Origin of the sequence: Rhodococcus sp. 5A-K4, from assembly GCF_046097995.1 — a bacterium.
In the GTDB taxonomy this organism is placed as follows: Bacteria; Actinomycetota; Actinomycetes; order Mycobacteriales; family Mycobacteriaceae; genus Rhodococcus_F; species Rhodococcus_F erythropolis.
Genome location: NZ_JBJURM010000012.1, coordinates 107,841 through 131,679 on the forward strand (window position 1 = coordinate 107,841; position 23,839 = coordinate 131,679).

Genomic DNA, 23,839 nt, shown 5'->3' on the forward strand with positions numbered 1-23,839 from the left:
CGAGCACGCCCGCGGGCGCACCCTGATCTCGGCCATACTGTCCACAGATCAGGACGAAGGAGAGCGCATCGTGACCGCAGTGCATCGAGTTGCCGTCCTGGTGTTCGACGGCGTCAAACTGCTCGACGTCGCAGGTCCGAGTGAGGTGTTCGCGGAAGCCAATCGCGGCGGGGCGAACTACGAGTTGGTGATCTGCTCGGTAGGTGGACACGATGTCGACTCCTCGACCGGGATGCGCATTCCGGTCGACCGTGACGTTGTAGATTCCGGTTCTTTCGACACGTTGCTGGTCATGGGTGGAGACGTGTTCCCGTCGACGCCGGTGAGTCCGGAACTGCGCGAGGCAGCGAGCGATCTGGCGGGGCGTTCGGGCCGGGTTGCCTCGATCTGTACCGGGACATTCATTCTTGCGGCGAGTGGATTGCTCGACGGACGCCGCGCTACGACACATTGGCAACACACGGCAACGCTGGCGCGCGCCTATCCACAGATCACGGTGGTTCCTGACGCCATCTTCATTCAGGATGGCGCGGTGTTCTCGTCTGCGGGTGTGACCGCCGGCATCGACCTCGCTCTCGCATTGCTCGAGCGTGATCATGGTGCAGAAATGGCTCGACGCGTCGCACAACTTCTGGTGGTATTTCTCCAGCGTCCAGGCGGACAGTCACAGTTTTCGCCCTCGCTCAGTGGGCCGCGGCCTCGGGTCCCTGCGCTCCGAGAAGTGGTCGACGCCGTCGCGGCCGATCCGGCGGGGGAGTATTCGGTCGAGCAACTGGCTGCCCTGGCGCACCTGAGCCCGCGTCATCTGACGAGGCTCTTTCGCGAAGAATTAAGGACGACGCCGGCCAAATACGTCGAGTTGATCCGTTTCGACGCTGCGAAGGCGCTCCTCGATGCCGGCCACTCGGTGACCGAAGCCGCGCAGTTGGCGGGATTCGGCAGTTCGGAATCCCTACGACGAGCATTTTCGACTCATCTCGGAATCTCGCCCCAGGTGTACCGTCGTCGGTTTCAAGCGTTCGGCTAGGACTGACTTTCGTGCTTGCCTTGTGGCGGGCTCATGCCCTGCTTGTCGAGCCAGGCAAGGCTGTAATCGGCGATCTCACGCCAACCGTGGTCGATGGTCAGCGAGTGACCTCGGTCGCCGAATACCTTGTATTCGTTGATCGTCGGGGCCTTGGCGTACTTCTTGAACGAGCTGTCCGAACTGGCCTTCGGTACTGTGCGATCCTTACCGCCGCCGATCATCAGGAGGGGGCCGCGGCGGGCGTTGAAATCCACTGCAGCGGGGCTGTGGGGCGCGAAGTTGGCGAGTGCTGCCTCGAACAACGGCCGTCCGGGGGCGGGAATTGCATACTGCTCGAACAGGGCGTCGGACTCGTCCTGGGACACGGCGCTGGCGAAGGACTTGTGGAACGATTTTCTGTTGTGTGAGTAGGCCTTCCGGTAGTTGCCGGGGTTGGACAGGACAGGGAACACGCTTCCAAGCTGAACGAGAGGAAGTTTCAACACACCTTTGGGCTGAGCGGGGTCGATGGCAATTGCCGCGGTCGCCAACTTCTGGCCCAGCAGTTTCTGCGCGATCAAACCTCCGAACGAATGCCCGACCACGATCGGTGGTTCGTCGAGATCAGCGATCACCTTGGCGTAGTGGTCCGTCACGTCGTCGATGCCGTGTCCCGCGATGTCCTCCGGGTGTTCGCGCGTCTCACCCACCGTGGACGCATCCCCTGGCCATCCGGGTGCCATCGTGGAGTACCCCTGCGCGTTGAAAACCTGCGCCCAGGGATCCCACGTGGTCGGGTGCATCCAGAGTCCGTGGATGAACAGAACAGTCGGGTTGGACTTGGGCGACATGCGCGCTCCCCGCTATCGGACCGATGATCGATACGGGATGCCCGCTTTTTACAACCTCACGCATATTTTGTGGAGCTTTTCCGTCGGGTCATTCCGTTCTGTTGTTCGAAGATGGCACGATCGTGGCATGGCACCAACCGGCTCCGCGAAGGCGATGGCACTGTGGACCACCGCTTTTGTTGTCTCACAAGCAAACATTGCGCGTTTACTCGGGCCGGTGGCTCCTAAAGTATTGGAAGTGCAGACGGCGTTTTCCGCTCGTCGGTACCTCGAGATCTTGGACTCCATGGATGCGGAGGCCACGGCGCGATTTCGTAGTCACTACTACCCGGACTTCGTACATCCCGCGATCTACGCGATGGCTTTGCGGTCCGCAGGCAAGCGGCTCGGAGAGCGGGTTCCCCTTTCGACCGCAACTCGGCGCGCGCTTGCCGTAGCGCCGGTGCTGTCGGCGGCGGGCGATTATGTCGAGAACGTGATCGGCCTCCATTTCCTCGATCATCGCGACAGCATCACCGACTCGAGGGTTCGCGCCGCCTCGACGGTCAGTATTGCCAAATGGGTACTCGCACTCGGAACTTTCGGATATTTGTCGCAGGGTTTTGTCAGAGTATGGGTATCGCGAAAATGAGGAGCACTGATGGCAGTCGAACTCGGTACCGAATACTTTCGCTGACGGAGAAGAGTTCCGTCGATGGCTGTGCGAGAACCACGAGGCGGTCCCCGGGCTTTGGCTGAAAATGGCCAAGAAGACCTCGTCACACAGTTCGATCGACTACGACCAAGCGTTGGACGTTGCCCTGTGCTTCGGCTGGATCGACAGCCTCTCCCGGCGAATCGACGACGATTTTTTCGTGCAGAAGTTTTCGCGTCGCACTGCGCGGAGTCCGTGGTCCAAACGCAACGTCGAGATAGTCGCCCGCCTCGACGCTGCGGGACGTCTCGAGCCGTCCGGCATCGCTGAGATAGAGAAGGCCAAGGCCGACGGCCGCTGGGATCGCGCATACGAGGGAGCAGCCAAGGCCGAGGTCCCGAAGGACTTTCTCGATGCGCTTGCGGAAAACCCGAAGGCTCGCGAGTTCTACGCGACGCTCAATTCCACGGATCGATTCACCATCGCGTACCGACTGCAGGAGGCAAAGCGTCCGGAGACACGCGCCAGGCGGATCGAGAAGTTCGTGAACCAACTCGCGGAGGGCAAGAAGTTCTACTGAGCTGACTGGGATGGCTGATCGACTTTCAACGTGGCTGACACAATAGGGCTCGTGATCGAAGCCGAGACCTGTTCCGCGCTGTCTGCTGTTGACGAACCGTTGGCAGGCAGCGCTGCCGTCGTGCGGGGTTGGGTATGCCTCGAATTCAATGCCGCTTGGGGCCGTGACGTGCTGGACGGTACGGCCTTGGGGGAGGAGCTTGCCGCCGAGCTGAGTCGGCGAGCTGATGCTGCCGACGTACGAATCATGTTCATTCGGCGACCAGGCCGCACCGATCCGCTGACTGATGGGCACACGGTCTTGCTCGCGCGCTCCGATCCGAGCGACTCGTGGTGCGAACGGTTGCGCATCGATTCACCGGCTGATCTGCTCGACATCGATTTCGCGCTACTCGACGGCCCTCCACCAGGATTGGGCGACTCGGTGGACGAGCCAGTCGTCTTGGTTTGTGCGCACGGTAAGCGTGACCAATGCTGCGCTGTGTTCGGCAGGCCGATTGCCGCAGCGCTGATGTCGTCCTTCGGACCCCAGGTGTGGGAGTGTTCGCATACTGGCGGGCACCGATTTGCGCCGTCGATGATCCTGCTGCCGAGCGGCAATACGTACGGCCGTCTGTCCGCTGGTGAGAGTGTCACGGCCGTGGAGGTGGCTTCCCGAGATCAGGTCCATTTGCCAGGCCTGCGTGGACGGAGTTGCTGGTCTCCTGCGGGGCAGGCTTCGGAAATTGCCGTACGACAACAAATCAGCTGCGGAATCGACGATTTGGCTGTCATCGAGCAGGCCAGTGACGGGACATGCGTCGTCGCACAGGTGGACGGACGGCGGTGGATGGTCGAGACGGCGGTCTCCGAACTCGCGCCGCGTCCACCGAGTTGCGGCGCGGCGCCCAAACCGGTCAGGCCAGTTGTCGTCACGTCGATTCGAGAACTGTGATTCCCTCGTCGGTTCCATACGATCAGTCTCGATGAATGCGATCACATGGGCCGGCAGGTGGCGCAGAGGATACGGACTCCATCAGATCCACAGTCTGCTGGCGTGACAAGCGGATTCGGGACTTAGGCAGCGGCGGTTCGGGGGAATAGCGGCACCGTTGCAGGTGCGAAGTAGCATCGCAGCTATGACTGTCGATCTGGTTGCACCTGACGAGGCCTTGTGGGCGTCCTGGTTGGAGTCGCGTGACGAGTGGGGCGGACCGCAGGTGGACCAGCCCGGTTCGGCATTGGGAGTTGCGCAACGTCTAGATCTCGATCTTGCCTCCCGGGATGGATTCGGGCAGTGGGTGCAGGAGTTGTTGGCGCAGCCAGAGGCAGTGCCGGGGCCCGACATTGTCCCGGCAACCAACTGGTGGATCGTTCGAGACGGCAGGTATCTCGGCGCTATCCAGTTGCGGCACAGCTTGAATGAGTTCTTGGCCGATGTCGGTGGTCACATCGGCTATGGGGTCAGGCCGTCGGAACGCCGGAAAGGTTTAGCGTCGGCTGCTCTGCGGGAAGTGCTCACGTATGCAGGCGACCCGGTGGGGCTCAGTCGCGTCCTGATTACCTGCGACGAAACGAACGCGGGTTCACGTAAGGCAATCGAAGGGTGTGGTGGTCTACTCGACAGCGTGCGCCCAGCTGATCAGTTGTCGCGCAACCTCGGTCACACGGGGGATACGCTTCGCTACTGGGCAGTCACGGGCCGGTCAAGCGTCAGTTGACCGATGTCTGACCGTCAACGGGAAGCCACGGTCGCAGGGTAGGCGACACGGGCAGCGATGCTTTCGCTGAGGTCTTGGATTTCTGCGGCGAGGGTATCGCGGCTCTTCGTGTCCGACTCGTGAACGAATGTTGTCGATCCCAGTGTGGCACCGCAGTATTCGATGATGCCGCGCTCGATCTGTGTCTGGAAGGCCTCGTACACACCGTGGCGTTCGAAACTCTCCGCGTCGTCACCCGCGACCGGGATCAGGTGGACCGTGAGTCGGTCCAGTTTCTTCACGAATTCGCTTCCCGGGGTGAACTCGTACGCCCATCCGCTGACGAAGACTCGATCGATCCAACCTTTGAGTAGTGCGGGCATCGACCACCAGTACATCGGAAACACGAGAATCAGATCGTCTGCTCGATCGATTCGGTCCTGCTCGGCTACAACGTCGGCCGGGGGAGTCCCCTTGCCGCGGAACAGGTTCACATCGGCTTTGGAGAATCGGGGATCGAAATTCTCGGCATGTAGGTCCGCGATGTCGACATCGCCACCCAGGTCGCGGATCGCGTCGGCGGTAGAACGGGCGACATGCTGGGTAAGTGACTGTGGATCGGAGTGGGAGACTACGACGAGTGTGGTCATGAGCGTTCCTTCGGTAGATGGTGCGCTTATGTACTAAGAGTAGGTTACTATTGGTATATAGCGCAAGGAGGTGTCCGATGGCACGAACGAGACTGTCGCGGGCCGACAGGTACGAACAACTCGTGGAGGTGTCGTGGGCACTGGTGCGAGAGGAGGGCGCGGATGCGCTGACCCTCGGCCGGTTGGCTGAACGTGCCGGCGTTGCAAAGCCGGTCGTCTACAGCCATTTCGCCTCCCGCGCTGCGCTGTTGGCGGCCCTCTTCAAGGAATTCGACGATCGTCAGACGGTGATGCTCGGGGAATACCTCGAAGCTGCGGAGGAGTCTGTGAACGGGCGGGCGAATGCCATCGCCGACTCCTATGTCGGATGTTCACTGGCACAGGGGCGTGAACTGACGGGAGTGCTTGCAGCGCTGGAGGGCTCGCCCGAGCTGGAGCAGGTCAAGCGCGAGTCGGAACGCGCCTATTCAGAGCGTTGTCGCGAGGTGCTGGCTCCTTTCAGCGCCGACGGGCTTGGACAATCATCGATGACTGCGATATTCGGTGCTGCAGAGGCCCTCTCGCACGCGGCGGTAGTCGGAGTGCTCTCGCCCGAGGACGCCGAAGGTGAACTTGCCGCGCTGATCGTCGCGGTCGTCGGCAGGCCATCACTGACTGGGTAGTGCGGTGCAGCCGTGATCTCATCGCCTACAGGTGCCCATCCAGTTCGAACCGCTCTCGCACGGAGTCGGATATCGCCGCGAGGGTGCTGACGAACGCGTCGATGGCGGGAGCGAGCGGAGGTTTCCCGTAGGTTGCGACGGAGACAGTGCGTCGCTCGCCGGGAATGCGGTGTGCGCGGATACCCGGGTTCTGATGTGCATGGAGAGCGAGGGCCGGAAGGGTGCTGACTCCGCTTCCGGAGGCGACCAGCGCTTGGACCGCGACGTAGTCGTCGGTCTCGAACTCGATCCGTGGAACGAACCCAGCTCGATTGCAGGCGGTGAGAAGGTGGGCGCGGCAGCTCGGACAGCCTGCAATCCAGGTCTCACCGGCGTAGTCCGTGATCTCGTTGGCGGCATCTGCATTCCGCGCAGAGGTGATCAGGTACAACGGATCGTCCAGCAACGTCGTTAGGGTGACGTGCTTCAGCCCCACATCCGGGGTATCCGCGTGTGCGAAAACGACAGCTACGTCGACGTCGTTGTTACGAAGCATTGCAAGTGCTTTGGGTGGTTCTGCATCAACGAGGCTGATGGACACGTCGGGGTACTGGGATGTGAACGCTGCCATCGCCTGCGGAATCAAACTCGCCAGGGCTGACGGGAATGCGGCAAGTCGTACCCGCCCCGCCCTCAGTCCCGCGTACGTTTCGACTTCGGCTACGGCAGCGTCGACGTGACCGAGAATTTCCGTGGCGCGCCGAACCAGTACCGCACCGGCATCCGTCAGACGAAGCCCACGACCGGCTCGCTGGAACAGCGGAACTCCGACTTCCGATTCGAGCTGTCGAAGGTGGTGACTGATGGAGGGCTGCGCGTAACCGAGCGAATCGGCGGCGGCTGTCACCGATCCTTCCTGCGCGACAGCGACCAAGACCCTAAGTCGAATTAGATCGAGCATGACGAAATCATAGAGGATTTCGATGCTTTCGACGAAAACATGTATTAGACCTATGAATCAGTGTTTGACAGGGTGATCCACATGGCACAGGTACCTGATCTCGCGGCAACAACCGGGCTACAACCACCCACATGGGCGGACATTCAGCGTGCAAGTCAGGTTGTCCGACGCCACCTACCGGTCGCGCCCCTGATATCGCACCCGACCTTGGGAGCGGGCTCGTGCAGCCAGTTGTTCGTCAAACATGAGAACGTGCAACCCACAGGTGCGTTCAAGGTTCGTGGTGGACTGAACCTGGTGGCTGGACTCGATGAGCCGACGCGGGCCCGAGGCATCATCGGCTACTCGACGGGAAATCATGCTCAGTCCCTGGCATATGCCGCAGCGGATGCGGGCGTGCGGTGCGTAATTGTGATGCCGGCTGGGGCGAATCCGGTCAAGGCTCACGCTGTCCGCATGCTTGGGGCCGAGCTCATCGAGCACGGCGCAAACTTCGACGAGGCACGCGCTCACGCAGAGTTCATCAGCGAACGTGACGGCCTGCGTCTCGTCAGCGCCGCCAATGAGCCGGCAATCCTCGCCGGTGTTGCCACGGCGTACGTCGAACTCGTCGAGCAGCAGCCAGATCTGGACGCCGTGGTCGTCCCCGTCGGTGGTGGCAGTGGTGCGGCGGCCGCTTGCCTCGTCGCCAGTGCGCTTGCACCGCACCTGGAGGTGTTCGCGGTGCAGTCGGAGGCCGCACGAGCGGCGCACGACTCGTGGACTTCCGGCACTTGTGTCGAGCGCCCGAACGCCACTCGTGTCGAAGGGCTCGCGACCGGGGCCGGATTCTCATTGACTCAACGTGTCATGCGAGAACGGCTAGGTGGTTTCCTGCTCGTCACGGACGATGACATCACCCTCGCTCAGCGGGCTCTCCTCTTCGACGCACACACATTGAGTGAGGGCGCCGGTGCGGCCGCACTTGCTGCGGTCTACGCACATCCGAACACCTTCGCGGACAAGCGTGTTGCCGTCGTCTGTACGGGCGCCAATGCCTCCGAGAGTGAGATCCGCAGGGTCGTCAGCTAATTGATCTCGCATTCGGAACAATGTGCAGTGTCAGCGAACTGACGGAAAGCCGAAGTACTGTGTGCCAATGACTTCACCCCGAGAAAAGTCACGTACTCTCAATATTTGCGCACTCATGCTGGTCGTCGGTGTTCTTGGATTGATCGTGAGTTTCGGAGTGACCTCACGTTGGGGGTTCCCAGCGTCCGCATCGGAGCTTTGTAGATCAAGTTCGTATGGAATCGGATTACTCGAAGAAACACGATGGGCCTGGATCCCGTTTCCCGTAGCCTCTTGCAAGGCAGTGGATTTCGATTCTTCCGCAGTTTACTTCGCCCTCGGATGGGAAAACTCGATCACTGCCGCAGTATCGATCGCATTCATCGCCATGGCTCTGAAACTCATTTGGGGTGCAGGAGTTCAGTGATGCTTATGTGCCCGGCCTTGGGTTCGTTCGGAAGGCTGACCGGCACAAGCCCCATGCTTTCCCGACGCTCGTTGACCGAAAAGACGTACTGGGCAAATTCAGGTTTGACGTGCACGTCCGGAAACCGTGCGCGAAGTTCGCCCACGATCCGATAGCCCTCGTCGTACCAGTCGAAAACGTTGATCCCTGGACGCCACCTCGGTCGCATCGCGAAGCCGTCGATCTCAGTCACAAAGAACTTTTGGAAGTGATCAGTCCACGCCAGTATCTTCTCTCCGAGTTCGTCGTCGATCCCCATTTGGCTCGGGAGAACGTATGCCTGCGGGAACCGTTGCGGCGGGACGACAATCAATTCCTTCGACGGCCATAGTGAACTGGGATGGCCATGGTCAGGATAGATTCTGATGACTAGCACTGCAGATCCCTTGCAGTGGCCAACACGCTACGAGGCGAAGTCACACCACCGGTCACCAGTGCGTTCCGGGCACGAGTCGGGCGGCGCGTCGGCCGAGTTTGCGGATGCGTGAGCGTGAATGGCGTTGACGCGACGGTGTTGCCGGAACGTCTGACGGAGTTTCTTTGTCTACCTGCCCCTTTGCCGCCGGAGAGTCGGGGAAGGCCTGGTACATCTGGTTGAGAATCCGGTCCTTGGTGTGCGGTGCGAACAAGGTTCCCAGATCACCCAGAGTGCCCAGTGGCACGTCGATGCGCTTGGGGCGTTCGATCAGCGCGCGGATCACCATTGCCGCAGCCTTTTCCGGGCTGGTGATCGGGCCGTTGTTGTATTCGCCGGTCGGAGCGATCATCGGCGTTTCGACCAGCGGCATGTGGATGGTCGTGAAAGTGATTCCGTCTGCCAGGGTTTCGGAGGCCGCTACGTCGGAGAAACCGTCGAGGGCGGCCTTGCTCGCCACGTAGGCCGAGAATCTAGGCGTTGCCGCTTGGACTCCCGCGCTGCTGATGTTCACGATGTGACCGAAGCGGCGAGAACGCATGGTGGGCAACAATGCGAGAACCAATCGCACAGCGCCGAAGTAGTTCACGGCCATCGTTCGTTCGTAGTCGTGGAAACGATCCGTGGAATGGTAAATGCCGCGCCGAATGGATCGGCCGGCGTTGTTGACCAACATGTCCACGTGATCATGTTCTGTCAGAATGCTTTTGATCGTGTGCTGGACCGACTCGTCGTCGGTGATGTCGCAGGGATAACCGAACGCTTTGCCTCCGCTTGATCGAATCTCCTGTACCGCGGCATCGAGTTCGTCGGTGCGGCGTGCGATCAGGAGAACTGTGGCGCCTTTCTGGGCGGCGGCGATGGCAGAGGCCTTGCCGATTCCGGACGAGCCACCGGTGATCAGGACTATCCGACCGACAAGTGGTCCTTCGGGATGGTTGCGACGTGCGCGATTGGGATCGAGGTTTGCGCGCCAGTACTTCCACAAGACCGTCGAGTAGGAGCCGAACTCGGGGACCGTCAGGCCTGATCCGGCGAGGGCGGCAACGGTTCTCTCGGAGGTGAAGGTCGGCGCCATCGTCATGTTGTCGAGCAACGCTGCAGGCATGCCGATGCGATCGAGGAAGACTTTCCGTGCCGATTCTGCCGAGTCCATCGGCAATGGCGAGACAAAGGGTTTGGCGATCACGCCCGGCAGGCTGAGCGCGGGCCGCGGTGCTCCGGCGGCCTTGGCGAGGCCGGCATAGATTTCGCGTACCGGTTGAGGTTTCGGATTGACGAGATGGAATGCTTCGCCGTCACGGCCGGGCACATGCATCAACTCGACGAGGGCAGCGGCCACATAATCGACCGGCACCACGTTGGTTGCCCCGAGGTTGGGGATCGGGACAGGTAGTGCTGCAGGTAGTTTCGCGAGTAGCGCCAGACCTGGGAACAAGTAATACGGTCCGTCGATCTTGTCCATCTCTCCGGTGACGGAGTTGCCGACCACGGCAGACGGCCGATAAACACGCCAGGTGAGGCCTTCTCGTTCTCGAACGAGCTTCTCGGCCTCGAACTTGGTTCGGTGGTACGGCGTCGGAAAGCCTTGGCCGCAATCGAAATCGGTCTCGCTGAACGTGCCCGGATAGTCGCCTGCGACTGCGACCGATGACACGTGATGAAGGGTGGCTCCCAGTTTCGCAGCAAGTTCGACCACGGAGCGTGTGCCCTCGACATTCGTCGAAGCCTGCTCGTCTCCGGCCGTGATGTCGTAGATCGCGCCGAGGTGAAGGACATGGTCGGCCGGCGGGGGAGAGTCGATGCCCAGCTCGGGCTCGGTCAGATCGCCAACGAGCGGATGCACTCGATCGCCGCCGGGAATTGCCGACACCTGTGCTTCGAGTTTTGCGACAGAACCCGCTCTGACCAGCACGTGGATCTGAGCAGTTTCATCATGCTCGAGCAGGAGCGGTAGTACAGCTCGTCCGAGGAACCCGGTACCGCCAGTGACGATGTATGTGGCCATGGTCGGTAACTTACTCCAAAGTAAGATCGACGGCTAGAGGGAACCGGACATCAGTGCGTCATGACGCCATCCTCGGTGTCGAAGTCGATGCCCGCAGTGATGATTCCGGAAAACAGGAACGCGACGGCAAGTGCAAGAGCGGGGATTGCAAGGATCCATTCGAAAATTGTCATGCTCCAAGTCTGACGAAATCAGCTTCGGAGAACATCGCCCTGCGGAGCGATTTCCCTGATCGGGCAGTCATCCTCGAGGACGACTGCCCGATCAGGGAAATCCACTAGTGCGTGATCAGTGGCCCGAAATCAGTGGCCGATGCCGACCTTCGCGTGAACTTTTTTCATCCAGGCCGGAGCCCACCAGTTCGCTTCGCCCATCAACTTCACCAGCGAGGGCACGAGCAACATGCGGATGATGGTCGCGTCGACGATCAGCGCGACGATCATGCCGACGCCCAGGAACTTCATCACCGACAACCCGGACATCGCGAATGCCCCCGTCACCACGATCAGGAGTAGGGCGGCGGCCGTCACGATTCGGCCGGTGCGTTCGGTTCCGAACTTGACTGCTTCCTCCGTCGTCGCTCCCGCGTTCTTGGCCTCGACCATCCGGGACATCAGGAAAACCTCGTAGTCCGTGGACAATCCGAACACCACCGCCAGGATGAGCACGACGAACGTCGCCTCCAGCGGAGTTTGACTGACCCCGAGGAGTTCGACGCCGTGACCGTCCTGGAAGACGAAGGTGAGGACACCGAAGGTGGTCGCGAGGCTCAGCGCGGCCATCAGTACCGCCTTGATGGGCAGGACCACCGAACCGAACGCGAGGAACAACAGGATCAAGGTCGATCCGACCATGATGAGGATCATCACCGGCAACCAGTGCAGGACGGCGTTGTTGCCGTCGTCGACCATGGCTTGACCGCCACCGACAAGCAGCACTGTTCCGTCAGGAGCGGAGATCGCACGCAGATCTGTCACTGCGGTGCTCTGTGATTGGGGCGTAGAGCCCTCGCTGTAGAGAGCCTGAACCGCGATGAGTTGATTGGTGCTCGCGACGACGGTCGCCTGACCGATGCCCTCGACCTGACCGGCGGACTCGGCGATCGCTGCACCTTCGGCCGGGGTGAGAGTGTTCCCGTCCTCGGCCTGAAGGATCATCGTCGCGCCGTTGCCGGTCTGCGGGAAGTCGTTGACCAACGTGTCCATTGCGACGCGAGCGGGGTCGTTGTCCGGGAGTGCGGTGTACGAGAGTTCTCCCAAACGGGCACCGAGCAGCGGCGAGGCCATCACGAGCAGCACGGCCACGATCGTCACCGAGACCGCGACCGGACGCTTCATCACCCACGTGACGACGCGGCCCCAGAACTTGCGCGAGCGTTCCTCGCCGCGTTGCGCCGCATCCTTGCGCCACGTCAGGGCGTTGATGCGATGCCCCAGAATGGCAAGCAGCGCAGGCACAGCGGTCAGCGACAGAACCGCCGCGCTCAGTACTGCTGCGATCGCACCGAAACCCAAAGACCGGATGACGGCCTGCGGGAAAACGAGCATGCCGCTGAACGCGCAGATCAGCAGCAGACCCGAGAACATGACGGTGCGACCCGCGGTCAGAACTGTCCGCTGCGCAGCCGCTCCCGGGTCCGAGCCCGAATTCAGTTCTTCACGGAACCGACCGACCACGAACAGTCCGTAGTCGATTGCAAGTCCCAACCCGAGAAGAGAAGCGACGTTGATCGAGAACGAGGACACATCGGTGATCAACGTGAGGATTCGCAGAACCGCCAAGGCGCTCAAGACACTGAGTACACCCACGAATACCGGAACCGCCGCAGCGACGATGCCGCCGAAGATGAAGACCAACAGCACCAGAGTGATCGGAATGGCGATGGCTTCGGCGACCACCAGATCCTTCTCGAGCTTGGTGTTGAAGGCAACGCCGACGACGGTATTGCCCGCGAATTGTGCCTCGGCACCTTCAACTTCGAGCTTCGGCAAGAGATCGGCGAAAGTAGCAGGTGTGACGCCCGAGTCCGGTGCCAACGTGATCGCAACGGCCGCCATGGATCCGTCGTTCGAGAGCAGACTGGCCTTGGCCGCGGCGTCCGTTCCCCAATACGACTTCACCGACGCGGTCGGCACTTCCGTTTTGAACTGGTCGACGGCGGCCGTCACTGCCGGCCCGATGTCGTCGAGGGTCTTGCCGTCGGTGGGTGAGTAGATCGCGATGATGTCCGGGGTCTGCGGCCCAAGATTGTCTTCGATGATGTCCGCAACCTTCGCGGAGTCGCTGCCCGGATCGATGAAGCCGCCCTGGCTGAGCTTGCCGAACACTCCGAGTCCCCACACCCCACTGATGAGAACTATCAGAACCGCGAGGCTCAGTACCCACCATTTCCGGGCGACGACGGTTTGGGCCCAGCGTGTCATGTATCAACTCCGGTGTGTGGGGGCGTCTGGCCAGATCGACTGTAGTGGGCGTTTGGTCTTGAATCGGAAACGTCATGCATACTGCTCGAAGCACTTGCAAGCCACGCGTGTGGGGGAAGCCGGTCCGAATCCGGCGCTGACCCGCAACGGTAGGTCGATTCTCGGTAGTCACCGAGCGTCGGCAAGCCCGATTACCCACCGCGCGGTGTGCGACATCCATTCGTCGTGGTCTACGAAAAGGAAGTCCAGCAGGAGCTCTGGCCGAGTATCAGTGTGCGGGCGGAGTTGTCTGTCGGATTCTCATTCGTGGCTCAGAGCCCTTACGAGGTCCCCGTGTCACTTCAGTTCTCCCCGTCCCGCGCCGCCGCCGTTCTCATCGCGGTCGCCTTGGTTTCGGCAGGTTGTTCCAAAGGCCAGGAATCAGAGTCCGCGTCTGCGGCGGAATCCTTCGCACAGCCTGTGTCCGTGACCAACTGCGATCGAGAGATGACCTTCGACTCGCCGCCGCAGCGCATCGTGTCTTTGAACGGGCATGTCACCGAGGCGCTCATCGAAATCGGTGCGGGTGACCGGATCGTCGGTCGGGCGTACAGCGACAACCCGCCAACTGCCGAGACCGCCGATGTATTCAACAAGATTCCCAGCCTCTCCGATACGTTCCCCAGCATGGAGCAGGTTCTCGACGTCGACCCGGACTTCGTGGTCGGAGGAATGACCAGTGCCTTCAACGAGAAGCAGGGCCGTTCCCGAGACGCCTTCGGCGAGCGCGGAATCAACACCTTCTTGTTCTCCGAATACTGTGGCACCGGTTTCCCCGACATCGGATTGCTCGAGAACGACTACACGCAACTCGGTCGAGTCCTGGGCGTTGAAGATTCCGCCCGCGAGGTCGCAGAGGAGATCAGCGATGGTCTCGATACCGTCCGCGCTTCGGTCGGGGACGCGGCGCCGGTACCGACCTTCTTCTACGACAGTGGTGACCAGGTTCCGACGACTATCGGCGGAGTCGGCGTCGGTCAATTGGTCGCGGAATACTCCGGTGTCTCGAACATCTTCGCCGAAGGGACAAAGCCCTACATCGACGCATCGTGGGAAGCTGTTGCCGAGCGTGCACCCCAGGCGATCGTGGTCATCGACTACGGCGACAAGACGGCCGACCAGAAGATCGACTTCCTCCGTGCCCAGCCGTTGATGGCGACCACCCCTGCTGTGCAGCAGAACCGGTTCGTCGTGGTTCCTCTCGCGGACCTGTTCGAGAGTTCACGGTTGGTGCGTTCGGCACAGACCATCGCGACGGCCTTCCATCCGGGCGCTGACGCGGCGAAGTGACCCGCACGCGTTACGGGTACGGCGCCCTACTTGTCGGCTTGGCGGTCGCCTTGGCGATCGTCCTGGGGTTGGCCGTCTCCTTGGGATCGGTTCGCATTCCCGTCGGTGACGTCTGGGCGATAGTCGGAGCCCGTTTGGCGCCAGGGACTTTCGAAACGTGGTGGACCGCGGCGCGGGAGTCGATCGTGATCGACTCCCGCCTGCCACGTGCACTCACGGCTGCGGTCGTGGGTGCTTCCTTGGCGATGTCGGGTGCTGTTGCTCAGGCTGTCACACGGAATCCTCTTGCCGACCCGTATCTGCTCGGAGTTTCGTCGGGTGCGGGATTCATGGTGGTGCTCGTGTCGGTGCTGGGTTTCGGCGCCGGCCTCCTCGGGGTTTTCACGATTCCGGTCGCAGCATTCGTCGGGGCGATGATCCCGTTGTTTCTCGCACTGCTGATCGGCGGCCGGTATCCGCAGCCGACCGCGATCATTTTGGTGGGTGTAGCGCTCGCCCAGATATTCTCGGCGCTCATCACCTTTTGCATCCTGGTGTTGGCCGATGATCGGCACGTGACGTCGGTGATGCACTGGATTGCCGGCGGATTCGGTGATGCGCGATGGTCGACGCTGATCTTCCCGACGATCGCACTGGTCGTCGTCGGCACGGCCCTTCTGTTCAGTTCGCGGTGGATGGACGTCTTGCAGACCGGTGACGACGGGGCTGCAGCACTCGGTATGAACGTCCGACGGTTCCGAGTGTTGTCCTTGCTTGCGGTCTCCGTACTGGCGGGCGCGGCAGTCAGCGTTGCCGGTGGAATCGGATTCATCGGCCTCCTGATCCCACATCTAGCCGGTTTCATCGTCGGCACCAGAGCAATTCGACTGCTCCCTGCTGCAGCCCTTCTGGGCGCCGTCGCGATGGTTGCCGCGGATACCGCTGCGCGCTCGGTGGCACAATTCACCGAAGTTCCGGTCGGAGTGATCACCGCCCTCGTGGGTGCACCGATCTTCGTCTGGATGCTCTACCGGCAGTATCGGAGGCTCGAACAGTGACGCAGACCAGAACAGTGACACAGGCCAGAACAGTGACACAGACCAGAACAGTGACACTCCCGAAGGACGCCGAAGCTGCGCCTCTGCTCGAACTCGTCGAGACCCGGGCGCGGCTCGGTAATCGCGAAGTCTTGCGCGGCATCACTTTCGCGGTGACGTCCGGTGAAATATTGGGCTTGGTCGGACCCAACGGCAGTGGCAAGACGACGGCGCTGCGCTGCTGCTACAACGCTTTGACTCCGACAGGTGGCGCAGTTCTGATCGATCAAGCCGACTCGACGACGCTCTCGCGTAAGGACATCGCCAAAACCATTTCGGCGAGCGTCCAGGAACCTACTGTCTCGGCAGGACTTTCGGTTCGTGAATCGATCGCGCTCGGACGAACTCCGCACCGTAGCTGGTTGGACCGAAGCACTGAGCGAGATACCGCCATCGTGGACCGGTGCATCGAGCAGGTTGGTTTGGTCGAGCTTGCCGGACGCGACGTGTCCACCCTGTCGGGTGGTGAGCGGCAACGTGTCTCGATAGCGCGCGCATTGGCTCAGGAGCCCAAGGTTCTGTTGTTGGACGAGCCGACCAATCATCTCGATCTTCGTCACCAGTTGATCGTGATGGAATTGCTCGCCGAACTTGCGTCGGCGGGGCTCGCGGTTGTGGTCACGATGCACGATCTACGGTTGGCAGTCGAGTACTGCGACAACCTTGCCGTGCTCACCGAAGGTGAACTCCGCGCGTGTGGGTCTACGGTCGAGGTGTTGGACGAGCCGTTGTTGGCCGAGGTTTTCGGCATCAAGGCGCGAGTCGAACGCGGAGTACGTCCGCGGATGGAGATATTGGGGCTGGCATGACGGAATCGGTAGCCGGGGTCTACGCCCGTATGGCATTAGCGGTGCCGTTCTTCGACAACCTGAGCGCGTATCCGGATACGGTGCCCGCGGTGTTGATGACCGACCCCCAGTGGTTGGCAGCACGTGTCGCCGATACGGCCGAGCGATGGGGGAGTTCGGACAGCCGAGTGAACGGCACGTTGTGGTGGTACTCGGCCAGTTCCACGCTGACTGGCATTCCGATCGGAACCGGAATGGTGACCGGGTTCGCGGCCGATCCATCGTTGGACGGTGGGCGGATCTTCTTGCGTGACAACGGCTATCTGGGCGGGTTTGCTGCCGGGTCGGTCATTCCGATCTCGCGGAGTGTGGCGGAGTTGGGCCACGCGATGTTCCGCTCACTCAGTCCCGTGATCGAGGTACTCGCCGAGGTGTCCGGCGTTCGGCAGCAGGCGCTGTGGGCGATCGCGACGGACTCCATCGCCAATCGCAGCCTCGACGCCGCCGGTAGCGCGAGGGAGCGCGGAAGTGCATTTGCTGCCGGCCTGATCGATGTTCTCCGCGGTGAGAACCCGGGCATTCCGGTTCCGCGTTTCGTCGATGTCGACCGCAATGAAAGTGTTGTTCGCGTTTCTAATCCGTTGACACCGGTGGCATCCGGGCGACGCAGATTCACGCAGCGCGCGTCGTGCTGCCTGATTTACGAGGTGCCCGGTGAAGGTAAGTGCACCAGTTGCCCGAAGCGCGCACCCGAAGATCGGGTGCGTGCCTTGGCTGCTCTGGTGTGACTGGACCCAGGCTTTTACCGGGTCGGGTGTTGTCAGGTCAGTGAGCTGCGACCTTGGAACGGTCGAGTCCCAGCGCATCGGTCATCGTGAAGAACAGGTCGGTCTGGTCCGTGAGGCCGCTGACATTGGCCGCGTGCGGGCCGAAAGCTGCTACGCGCAACTGAGTTCCGGTATGCCCTTCGGATTCGACGGCCGGATCTTCGGACGTTCCGTAGCTGATCGTCATCTCCGAGCCGTCCTTCGTGGTCAGCTTGCGGGTCAGACCGGGGTAGACGATTTCCTGGGCGCGCTCGACCGGGATGTTCTGGTCCTTGGCGATGGTGGCGATGTCGTCTGCGCTGACGTTGGTGACGATCTGGCTGGTGTGAGCGTGGTCGGCTGTGACGATGACCAGGGTTTCTCCGTCGGTCTTCGCAAATTCGAGTGCCTTCTGCACAGCTTCGTCGAGGTCGACGGTTTCACCGATCTGACCGCACGCGTTGGCTGCGTGATCTTGCTTGTCGATCGAGGCACCTTCGACTTGGAGGAAGAATCCGTTGTCGTTGACCTTCAGTAGGTCGATTGCCTTCTGCGTCATGTCCGCGAGCTTCGGTACGTCGGAGGTTCGCTTGGGGTTGTCGATGCAGGTTTCGGCGGGCTGCAGGTAACCGTCGCGGGTGGCGACAGAGCCTTCCCAGCGGACGGGCATGTTGCCGTCGGCGAACAGCCCGAGCACGGGTGCGTCCTGATCGGCCTTGCCGACCTCGTTCATCTCGGCGGCATTCTTCACCAGCTGGTAGCCACGAGCGGCAGCTTGCTCGTTGAGGGTCTTGCCCTGCCAGTCACCGGCTTTCGCGGTTTCAGCGAAGGACTTGGCGCCGCCGGCAAAGGTGACGTCGGCGCGGGTGTCGAGGAGCTGTTCGCTGATCGACCCCTTGCCGCCGTTCTCGATGGCGTTCTCCGGGCAGGACTTGGACGTCGCCTCGGGTCCGTAGCACTTGCGGCCGCTGACGTGCGCGACCTGCACTGCGGGGGTGGCATCCTGCACCTCGGCGGTGGAGACGTTGCCGGTGGCCTTGCCGTTCGCCTTGGCGATCTCGAGGACGGTCGACTGGGCCTGCCCCTTGATGTCGACGGAAATCGCGCCGTTGTAGGTCTTGGTGCCGGTGGACCATGCCGATCCACTGGCAGCGGAGTCGGTGACGTAGTCGGGCTTGCCGTCCTTGGTCAACGCGTAGTGCGTGTACTGGCCGGTGATCGGCAGGGCGTCGAGGCCGGCGAAGCTGCCAGCAGCACCCTCGGCGTAGTTGCGCGCGGCGGTGATCTCCGAGTCGCCCATGCCGTCCCCGATCAGGAGGATGACGTTCTTCGCGCCGGAAGCGTTGACGGCGTCACGCACCGCGGCCGACTGATCACCGTCGATGCGGCGAGCACCACCGTTCGAGGACAGTTCGCCGGTCGCGGCGCGATCGACGGTCGTGCCGTTCGAGCCTGTTGCCTCGTCGGCACTGCTGCTGCAGCCGGCAGCGGCCAGAACGGCGACGGCGCCGGCGACGGCCGTCAACCTACGTGTGTTGCGCGAGAACGACATACGAGTAGTACTCCTGGAAACAGTATGGATGGAGATTATGAACGCCGCTAATGATCTGGGGCCAAAGTGAACGGAGTGCAGACATGCGTACATCTGAATGTGACTAGACGGTGAGGGTTGAGATTCGCTCTGTTGACTGCGGGTGAGTGACCTGTCAGACTGAATCTGCATCGAACATCAGTTCGATGCATGTGGTGCGTCTTCCCTTTCGGCATCCTCGAGCAGTCGGTCGTCCCGTGACGGCCGGCTCGATCAGGTGCGAGGTCAGTGTGGGTTGGGGAAATGGGCCGCCGACGTGGTCCGAGATGGAACGGGTGCTGTCCGGACGGCCAGGCCGCGTGGAACACGAGGATTTGTTCCCGGGCGACGGAAGTGACAGTCCCGCCTGGTCACGAAAGCGCGGCGAGTATCACGCAGGCGAACTCACTCGTGGCACCGGCGTGGTTCCTTACGCAGAACTGCACGCTCACTCGGCCTTCAGCTTCCTCGACGGCGCATCACCGCCGGAAGAACTGGTCGAGGAAGCTGTGCGTCTCGGGCTCGAGGCGATTGCCGTCACCGATCACGACGGGTTCTACGGCGTGGTGAGGTTTGCGGAGGCTGCGCGTGAATGGGGAATGCGGACCGTGTTCGGGGCCGAGTTGTCGCTCGATTCGGTACCCAGAACCGGGACGGCAGATCCCGGTGGAACGCATCTTCTGGTACTTGCCCGTGGGCAGGAAGGATATCGCCGTCTTTCGCGGGAGATAGCCGCCGCACATCTGGCGGGCGGTGAGAAGGGCAAACTGCAGTACAACTACGACGTGCTGACCGAAGCCGCCGGTGGGCACTGGCAGATCCTGACCGGGTGCCGCAAAGGTCATGTGCGGCAAGCCTTGACGTCGGGTGGTCGCGAAGCCGCGGCGGAGGCCTTGCAGGATCTGGTCGAGCGTTTCGGGGCGGAGCGAGTGTCGGTGGAGCTCACTCATCATGGGTTGGCGGAGGACGACGAGCGCAATGCCGTTCTTGCAGAACTGGCGAGAGAACGTGGACTACGTACGGTGGCGACCACCGCCGCACACTTCGCCGCTCCTCCGCGTCGACGCCTCGCCATGGCAATGGCAGCTGTGCGGGCGCGTCAAAGCTTGGATGAGGCAGCTGGATGGTTGGCTCCGACCGGCGGAGCACACCTGCGGTCCGGCGCGGAGATGGCGACGCTGTTCTCGCTCTATCCCGAGGCTGTCAGTGGTGCCGCCGATCTTGGTCGTGAGTGCGCTTTCGATCTCAAGCTCATCGCGCCCAAATTGCCACCGTTCGAGGTTCCTGCCGGGCATACCGAGGCGTCGTGGTTGCGTGAGCTGACCATGGTCGGGGCGCTGGAACGCTACGGACCCCCGGAAGGTGCACCGAAGGCATACAAACAGCTCGAACATGAACTTGCCATCATCGAGGGATTGAACTTTCCCGGATACTTCCTGGTCGTGCATGACATCGTGTCGTTCTGCAAGAACAACGACATCCTCTGTCAGGGAAGGGGTTCCGCTGCGAACTCTGCGGTGTGTTACGCGATCGGTATCACCAACGTCGATCCGGTTCGCAACAAATTGCTGTTCGAGCGGTTTCTTGCGCCCGAGCGCGACGGCCCACCGGATATCGACGTGGACATCGAGTCGGATCGCCGGGAAGAGGCGATCCAGCACGTGTACGCGAAATACGGGCGTACGTATGCCGCGCAGGTAGCCAATGTCATCACCTATCGAGGAAAGTCGTCGGTGCGGGACATGGCCCGCGCGCTTGGCTTTTCGCAGGGCCAGCAAGATGCGTGGAGTAAGCAGGTCGGCCGGTGGGGTGGTATCGACAAGAATGCGGATACCGATATTCCGCGTCCGGTACTCGAACTGGCGGCGCAGATCGAAGGCTATCCACGGCACCTCGGTATCCACTCCGGCGGAATGGTCATCTGTGATCGTCCCATCGCCGACGTTTGCCCGGTGGAGTGGGCGCGGATGGCCAATCGCAGTGTCCTGCAGTGGGACAAGGACGATTGTGCTGCCGCTGGGCTGGTCAAGTTCGATCTACTCGGGCTCGGCATGCTCTCGGCTTTGCATTACATGATGGATCTGGTGGCCGAACACAAAGGCATCACAGTCGATTTGGCGCATCTCGATCTGTCGGAAACAGCGGTGTACGAGATGTTGCAGCGGGCAGATTCGGTAGGGGTGTTCCAAGTGGAATCACGTGCGCAGATGGCGACACTGCCGCGTCTGAAGCCTCGAAATTTCTACGACCTGGTGGTCGAAGTCGCGCTCATCCGTCCCGGGCCGATTCAAGGCGGATCAGTCCATCCGTACATCCGCCGGCGCAACAAACTCGAACCTGTGTCCTATGACCATCCGTCGCTCGAGAAGGCACTCGAACGCACATTGGGGGTTCCGTTGTTTCAGGAACAGTTGATGCAGATGGCCGTCGACGTTGCGGGTTTCACGCCGTCCGAGGCCGATCAATTGCGTCGGGCAATGGGATCGAAACGTTCCACCGAGAAGATGGAGCAACTGCGAGCGAGGCTGTACCAGGGCATGCGAGACCTACATGGCATCGGCGACGAGGTTGCCGACCGAATCTACGAAAAGCTGTACGCATTCGCTAATTTCGGTTTTCCGGAAAGTCATTCACAGAGTTTTGCCGCACTGGTCTTCTACTCCTCGTGGTTCAAGCTTCATCACCCCGCCGCGTTCTGTGCCGGGCTTCTGCGAGCGCAGCCGATGGGTTTCTACTCACCACAGTCCCTGGTCGCCGATGCGCGCCGGCACGGAGTGCAGGTACACGGTGCAGACATCAATGTCAGCCTCGCGCATGCCACCGTCGAGGCAGGTGGATTCGAGGTTCGGCTGGGACTGGGGGAAGTGCGCAACATCGGCGATGCGCTCGCCGAGAAAATTGTCGAACAGCGCGACCTCGGTGGACCGTTCACGTCGTTTCTCGATCTGACCGGTCGGGTGGAACTGACTACCGCGCAAGCTGAATCGTTGGCGACTGCCGGCGCGCTTGCCAGCTTCGGCATCTCGCGTAGAGAAGCGCTGTGGGCTGCGGGCGCTGCGGCAGGGGAGCGTCCGGACCGCTTGCCCGGTATCGGTGCGTCGGTCACAGCTCCCACCCTTCCCGGCATGGGCGACGTCGAATTGGCGGCAGCGGATGTCTGGGCGACAGGAGTATCTCCCGACACGTATCCGACACAGTTTCTTCGCCCACAGCTCGACGCGCTCGGCGTGGTGCCGGCTTCGAGGCTGCTCGACATCCCGGACGGCGACCGTGTGCTGGTAGGGGGAGCGGTCACACACCGGCAGCGTCCGGCCACAGCTGCGGGCGTCACGTTCATCAACCTCGAAGACGAAACCGGCATGGTCAATGTCGTGTGTTCGGTGGGGTTGTGGGCAAAGTACCGAAAACTGGCAAATATGGCGCCGGCGTTGCTTATTCGAGGAAAGGTGCAAAATGCGGAAGGCGCTGTCACTGTCGTGGCAGACCGGATGCAGCTGATGGATCTGCGAGTCACAGCCAAGTCGCGAGACTTTCGCTAATGCCCGATTCTGCTCGGAGTTTTGTGCCGAGAGGACAAATGTGGAGCTCAACTCTGACCTCCGAGCATATGGCGCGGGTCACAATCCCTACCTAGGGTTGTCGCTTGAGCGGCCATCGAATCGCCTGGCACCGCCACGACCAGTGGCCTCGCTGGTGAATATTGTCGCCTTCCAAACATGCTGAATCCAAAGCACTTCGAGTTGAAGAGGAACTCCATGAGCACAGCGATTCTCGTCGCACACGTACACCCTGCCGATCCGTCTTCGGAGGACGCGTTCAACCGCTGGTACGACGACGTGCATATTCCGCAGGTCGTCGAACGAGTGCCTGGAGTTGTCTCCGCCTCCCGATTCTTCCTGGCGGATGTGCAGTTGCTGCCCGAGGATGCATTGCCCGCGCGCCGCTACCTGAGCATCTATCAACTCGACACGGAAGATCTCGCGGGCACGGCGCAGGCGTTGGGAAGTGCTTTGGGCGACGGGACTCTCGACATGTCCGAGGCCATCGCGACTACCGGCGACACCGGACCCGAATTGCTTTTCTACGTCCCGACCGAGAACTGAAGGGGAACGCTGACATGTCCGATCTTCTCGCGAACAAAGTTGCAATTGTCACCGGCGCAGGTGCCGGAATCGGCGCCGCCATTGCCCGGGCATTCGGGGCGGAGGGCGCGAGCGTCGTAGTCTCCGACATCAACGGTGACGCAGCACAGGCAGTGGCGGACTCGATCGACGGAGCTATCGCTGTCACCACTGATGTCACCGACGAACAGCAGGTCAAGGATCTCGTCGCCAGGGCGGTCGAAGAGTTCGGCGGACTGAACGTCGTAGTACCCAACGCCGGCATCGCCACCACGACTCCGCTGATCGAGACCTCGTTCGAGGACTGGCGGAAAGTCATGTCGGTCAACCTCGATGGAGTGTTCTTGACCGTCCGTCATTCGCTACCCGCGCTCGTCGCATCCGGAGGCGGTTCGATCGTGAACATCTCGTCGATCTCGTCGACCACCGGGTCGCCCTTGATCGGTAGCTATGCCGCCGCCAAAGCAGCAGTTCGCAATCTCACCGAAACCCTGTCAGCCGAACTTCGCTTCCACGGAATCCGAGCCAATGCCCTGCTACCCGGATTCATCGACACAGACCTGGTCAAGAGTCACCAACAGGATTTCGAGAACGCACTCGGCCTCGAGTCCGGCGGCTTCGACGACCTGATGGTCACGAAGCAAACCCGCTACGGCCGGACCGAGGAAGTCGCCGCCGCCGCAGTGTTCTTTGCGAGCGACCAGTCGTCGTGGTGCAACGGCAGCAGCCTGGTTCTCGACGGAGGGTTCACCGCTTCTCTCCTCTGAGCAGCGGAACCCTTTCCGA

At 61.6% G+C, this 23,839-nt stretch carries 21 protein-coding genes, 1 pseudogene and 1 riboswitch; of the genes and pseudogenes, 14 read left to right on the top strand and 8 right to left on the bottom strand.

The features are described from left to right. Window positions 1-70 precede the first annotated feature (70 nt). On the top strand, window positions 71-1,027 hold the full coding sequence (locus ACKAMS_RS17505) for a GlxA family transcriptional regulator (protein ID WP_408989301.1): 957 nt from the start codon (window positions 71-73) through the stop codon (window positions 1,025-1,027). Here ACKAMS_RS17505 and ACKAMS_RS17510 read toward each other — a convergent pair. Continuing rightward, window positions 1,024-1,857 (bottom strand): alpha/beta hydrolase, encoded by an 834-nt coding sequence (locus ACKAMS_RS17510; RefSeq protein WP_019747617.1) that lies wholly within the window; start codon window positions 1,855-1,857, stop codon window positions 1,024-1,026. The two genes, ACKAMS_RS17505 and ACKAMS_RS17510, sit on opposite strands and share 4 nt — an antisense overlap. A 127-nt stretch (window positions 1,858-1,984) precedes the next feature. On the opposite strand from ACKAMS_RS17510, the gene ACKAMS_RS17515 reads away from it, so the two are divergent. The 4 genes and pseudogenes from ACKAMS_RS17515 (at window position 1,985) to ACKAMS_RS17530 (ending at window position 4,770) form a co-directional block, all read left to right on the top strand. Then, complete coding sequence (locus tag ACKAMS_RS17515) at window positions 1,985-2,488, top strand: hypothetical protein (RefSeq protein ID WP_046378271.1); 504 nt, start codon at window positions 1,985-1,987, stop codon at window positions 2,486-2,488. A gap of 9 nt (window positions 2,489-2,497) precedes the next feature. Then, window positions 2,498-3,071, top strand: a pseudogene (locus ACKAMS_RS17520) (YdeI/OmpD-associated family protein). Between the two features lie 30 nt (window positions 3,072-3,101). Further along, a complete protein-coding gene (locus tag ACKAMS_RS17525; RefSeq protein ID WP_372436777.1) occupies window positions 3,102-4,004 on the top strand; it encodes a sucrase ferredoxin in 903 nt (300 codons plus the stop codon). A 184-nt stretch (window positions 4,005-4,188) separates the two neighbouring features. Further along, entirely contained in the window at window positions 4,189-4,770 is a 582-nt protein-coding gene (locus ACKAMS_RS17530; protein WP_021332472.1) for a GNAT family N-acetyltransferase, read from the top strand. Window positions 4,771-4,784: 14 nt separating this feature from the next. Here ACKAMS_RS17530 and ACKAMS_RS17535 read toward each other — a convergent pair whose 3' ends face one another. Next, window positions 4,785-5,399, bottom strand: coding sequence for an NAD(P)H-dependent oxidoreductase (locus ACKAMS_RS17535; RefSeq protein ID WP_141487504.1), 615 nt, complete (start codon window positions 5,397-5,399; stop codon window positions 4,785-4,787). Between the two features lie 77 nt (window positions 5,400-5,476). Between ACKAMS_RS17535 and ACKAMS_RS17540 the strand changes: the two genes are divergently transcribed. Next, the gene (locus ACKAMS_RS17540) at window positions 5,477-6,061 is read left to right on the top strand and encodes a TetR/AcrR family transcriptional regulator (protein ID WP_141487503.1); all 585 of its coding nucleotides are present in this window, start codon (window positions 5,477-5,479) and stop codon (window positions 6,059-6,061) included. Between the two features lie 25 nt (window positions 6,062-6,086). Here ACKAMS_RS17540 and ACKAMS_RS17545 read toward each other — a convergent pair whose 3' ends face one another. Next, a complete protein-coding gene (locus tag ACKAMS_RS17545; protein WP_042951331.1) occupies window positions 6,087-7,001 on the bottom strand; it encodes a LysR family transcriptional regulator in 915 nt (304 codons plus the stop codon). An 81-nt stretch (window positions 7,002-7,082) separates the two neighbouring features. Between ACKAMS_RS17545 and ACKAMS_RS17550 the strand changes: the two genes are divergently transcribed. Further along, window positions 7,083-8,072 carry a threonine/serine dehydratase gene (locus ACKAMS_RS17550; RefSeq protein ID WP_408989302.1) on the top strand — a complete coding sequence of 330 codons (990 nt, stop codon included), beginning with the start codon at window positions 7,083-7,085 and terminating at the stop codon, window positions 8,070-8,072. 380 nt (window positions 8,073-8,452) lie between these two features. Here ACKAMS_RS17550 and ACKAMS_RS17555 read toward each other — a convergent pair whose 3' ends face one another. The 4 genes from ACKAMS_RS17555 to ACKAMS_RS17570 form a co-directional block, all read right to left on the bottom strand. After that, window positions 8,453-8,776, bottom strand: coding sequence for a hypothetical protein (locus tag ACKAMS_RS17555; RefSeq protein ID WP_408989303.1), 324 nt, complete (start codon window positions 8,774-8,776; stop codon window positions 8,453-8,455). 169 nt (window positions 8,777-8,945) lie between these two features. Then, entirely contained in the window at window positions 8,946-10,940 is a 1,995-nt protein-coding gene (locus ACKAMS_RS17560; RefSeq protein ID WP_408989304.1) for an SDR family oxidoreductase, read from the bottom strand. Window positions 10,941-10,990: 50 nt separating this feature from the next. Beyond that, the gene (locus ACKAMS_RS17565; RefSeq protein WP_019747629.1) at window positions 10,991-11,113 is read right to left on the bottom strand and encodes a hypothetical protein; all 123 of its coding nucleotides are present in this window, start codon (window positions 11,111-11,113) and stop codon (window positions 10,991-10,993) included. A 129-nt stretch (window positions 11,114-11,242) separates the two neighbouring features. Next, window positions 11,243-13,363, bottom strand: coding sequence for an MMPL family transporter (locus tag ACKAMS_RS17570; RefSeq protein ID WP_020906965.1), 2,121 nt, complete (start codon window positions 13,361-13,363; stop codon window positions 11,243-11,245). Window positions 13,364-13,434: 71 nt separating this feature from the next. Beyond that, window positions 13,435-13,581, top strand: a riboswitch (cobalamin riboswitch). A gap of 115 nt (window positions 13,582-13,696) precedes the next feature. On the opposite strand from ACKAMS_RS17570, the gene ACKAMS_RS17575 reads away from it, so the two are divergent. From ACKAMS_RS17575 to ACKAMS_RS17590, 4 genes are read left to right on the top strand one after another with little or no spacing between them, the layout of a single operon-like run. Continuing rightward, complete coding sequence (locus ACKAMS_RS17575) at window positions 13,697-14,692, top strand: ABC transporter substrate-binding protein (protein WP_031330943.1); 996 nt, start codon at window positions 13,697-13,699, stop codon at window positions 14,690-14,692. Then, window positions 14,689-15,729 carry a FecCD family ABC transporter permease gene (locus ACKAMS_RS17580; RefSeq protein ID WP_408989305.1) on the top strand — a complete coding sequence of 347 codons (1,041 nt, stop codon included), beginning with the start codon at window positions 14,689-14,691 and terminating at the stop codon, window positions 15,727-15,729. The genes ACKAMS_RS17575 and ACKAMS_RS17580 overlap by 4 nt, the downstream gene beginning before the upstream one ends. Window positions 15,730-15,779: 50 nt before the next feature. Next, window positions 15,780-16,577: an ABC transporter ATP-binding protein gene (locus ACKAMS_RS17585; RefSeq protein WP_179154659.1), complete on the top strand. Its 798-nt coding sequence runs from the start codon at window positions 15,780-15,782 to the stop codon at window positions 16,575-16,577. Next, complete coding sequence (locus ACKAMS_RS17590; protein WP_408989306.1) at window positions 16,574-17,344, top strand: (2Fe-2S)-binding protein; 771 nt, start codon at window positions 16,574-16,576, stop codon at window positions 17,342-17,344. Before ACKAMS_RS17585 ends, ACKAMS_RS17590 begins: the two co-directional genes overlap by 4 nt. A gap of 37 nt (window positions 17,345-17,381) precedes the next feature. Here ACKAMS_RS17590 and phoA read toward each other — a convergent pair whose 3' ends face one another. Beyond that, window positions 17,382-18,914 (bottom strand): alkaline phosphatase, encoded by a 1,533-nt coding sequence (phoA, locus tag ACKAMS_RS17595; protein ID WP_021343627.1) that lies wholly within the window; start codon window positions 18,912-18,914, stop codon window positions 17,382-17,384. A gap of 269 nt (window positions 18,915-19,183) precedes the next feature. Here phoA and ACKAMS_RS17600 point away from each other — a divergent pair, with 269 nt between their 5' ends. The 3 genes from ACKAMS_RS17600 (at window position 19,184) to ACKAMS_RS17610 (ending at window position 23,820) form a co-directional block, all read left to right on the top strand. Then, a complete protein-coding gene (locus tag ACKAMS_RS17600) occupies window positions 19,184-22,471 on the top strand; it encodes an error-prone DNA polymerase (protein WP_408989307.1) in 3,288 nt (1,095 codons plus the stop codon). Between the two features lie 216 nt (window positions 22,472-22,687). After that, a complete protein-coding gene (locus tag ACKAMS_RS17605) occupies window positions 22,688-23,035 on the top strand; it encodes a hypothetical protein (protein WP_007727425.1) in 348 nt (115 codons plus the stop codon). 14 nt (window positions 23,036-23,049) lie between these two features. Next, on the top strand, window positions 23,050-23,820 hold the full coding sequence (locus tag ACKAMS_RS17610) for a glucose 1-dehydrogenase (RefSeq protein ID WP_020906972.1): 771 nt from the start codon (window positions 23,050-23,052) through the stop codon (window positions 23,818-23,820). Window positions 23,821-23,839 lie beyond the last annotated feature (19 nt).

What these genes read in the sequence shown, in the direction of transcription:
- ACKAMS_RS17510 (WP_019747617.1), bottom strand. Translation starts at nt 1,857, where the DNA reads ATGTCGCCCAAGTCCAACCCGACTGTTCTGTTCATCCACGGACTCTGG.
- ACKAMS_RS17610 (WP_020906972.1), top strand. Translation starts at nt 23,050, where the DNA reads ATGTCCGATCTTCTCGCGAACAAAGTTGCAATTGTCACCGGCGCAGGT.
- ACKAMS_RS17515 (WP_046378271.1), top strand. Translation starts at nt 1,985, where the DNA reads ATGGCACCAACCGGCTCCGCGAAGGCGATGGCACTGTGGACCACCGCT.
- ACKAMS_RS17555 (WP_408989303.1), bottom strand. Translation starts at nt 8,776, where the DNA reads ATGGGGATCGACGACGAACTCGGAGAGAAGATACTGGCGTGGACTGAT.
- ACKAMS_RS17590 (WP_408989306.1), top strand. Translation starts at nt 16,574, where the DNA reads ATGACGGAATCGGTAGCCGGGGTCTACGCCCGTATGGCATTAGCGGTG.
- ACKAMS_RS17605 (WP_007727425.1), top strand. Translation starts at nt 22,688, where the DNA reads ATGAGCACAGCGATTCTCGTCGCACACGTACACCCTGCCGATCCGTCT.
- ACKAMS_RS17540 (WP_141487503.1), top strand. Translation starts at nt 5,477, where the DNA reads ATGGCACGAACGAGACTGTCGCGGGCCGACAGGTACGAACAACTCGTG.
- ACKAMS_RS17570 (WP_020906965.1), bottom strand. Translation starts at nt 13,363, where the DNA reads ATGACACGCTGGGCCCAAACCGTCGTCGCCCGGAAATGGTGGGTACTG.
- ACKAMS_RS17550 (WP_408989302.1), top strand. Translation starts at nt 7,083, where the DNA reads ATGGCACAGGTACCTGATCTCGCGGCAACAACCGGGCTACAACCACCC.
- ACKAMS_RS17565 (WP_019747629.1), bottom strand. Translation starts at nt 11,113, where the DNA reads ATGACAATTTTCGAATGGATCCTTGCAATCCCCGCTCTTGCACTTGCC.
- ACKAMS_RS17545 (WP_042951331.1), bottom strand. Translation starts at nt 7,001, where the DNA reads ATGCTCGATCTAATTCGACTTAGGGTCTTGGTCGCTGTCGCGCAGGAA.
- phoA (WP_021343627.1), bottom strand. Translation starts at nt 18,914, where the DNA reads ATGTCGTTCTCGCGCAACACACGTAGGTTGACGGCCGTCGCCGGCGCC.
- ACKAMS_RS17530 (WP_021332472.1), top strand. Translation starts at nt 4,189, where the DNA reads ATGACTGTCGATCTGGTTGCACCTGACGAGGCCTTGTGGGCGTCCTGG.
- ACKAMS_RS17560 (WP_408989304.1), bottom strand. Translation starts at nt 10,940, where the DNA reads ATGGCCACATACATCGTCACTGGCGGTACCGGGTTCCTCGGACGAGCT.
- ACKAMS_RS17535 (WP_141487504.1), bottom strand. Translation starts at nt 5,399, where the DNA reads ATGACCACACTCGTCGTAGTCTCCCACTCCGATCCACAGTCACTTACC.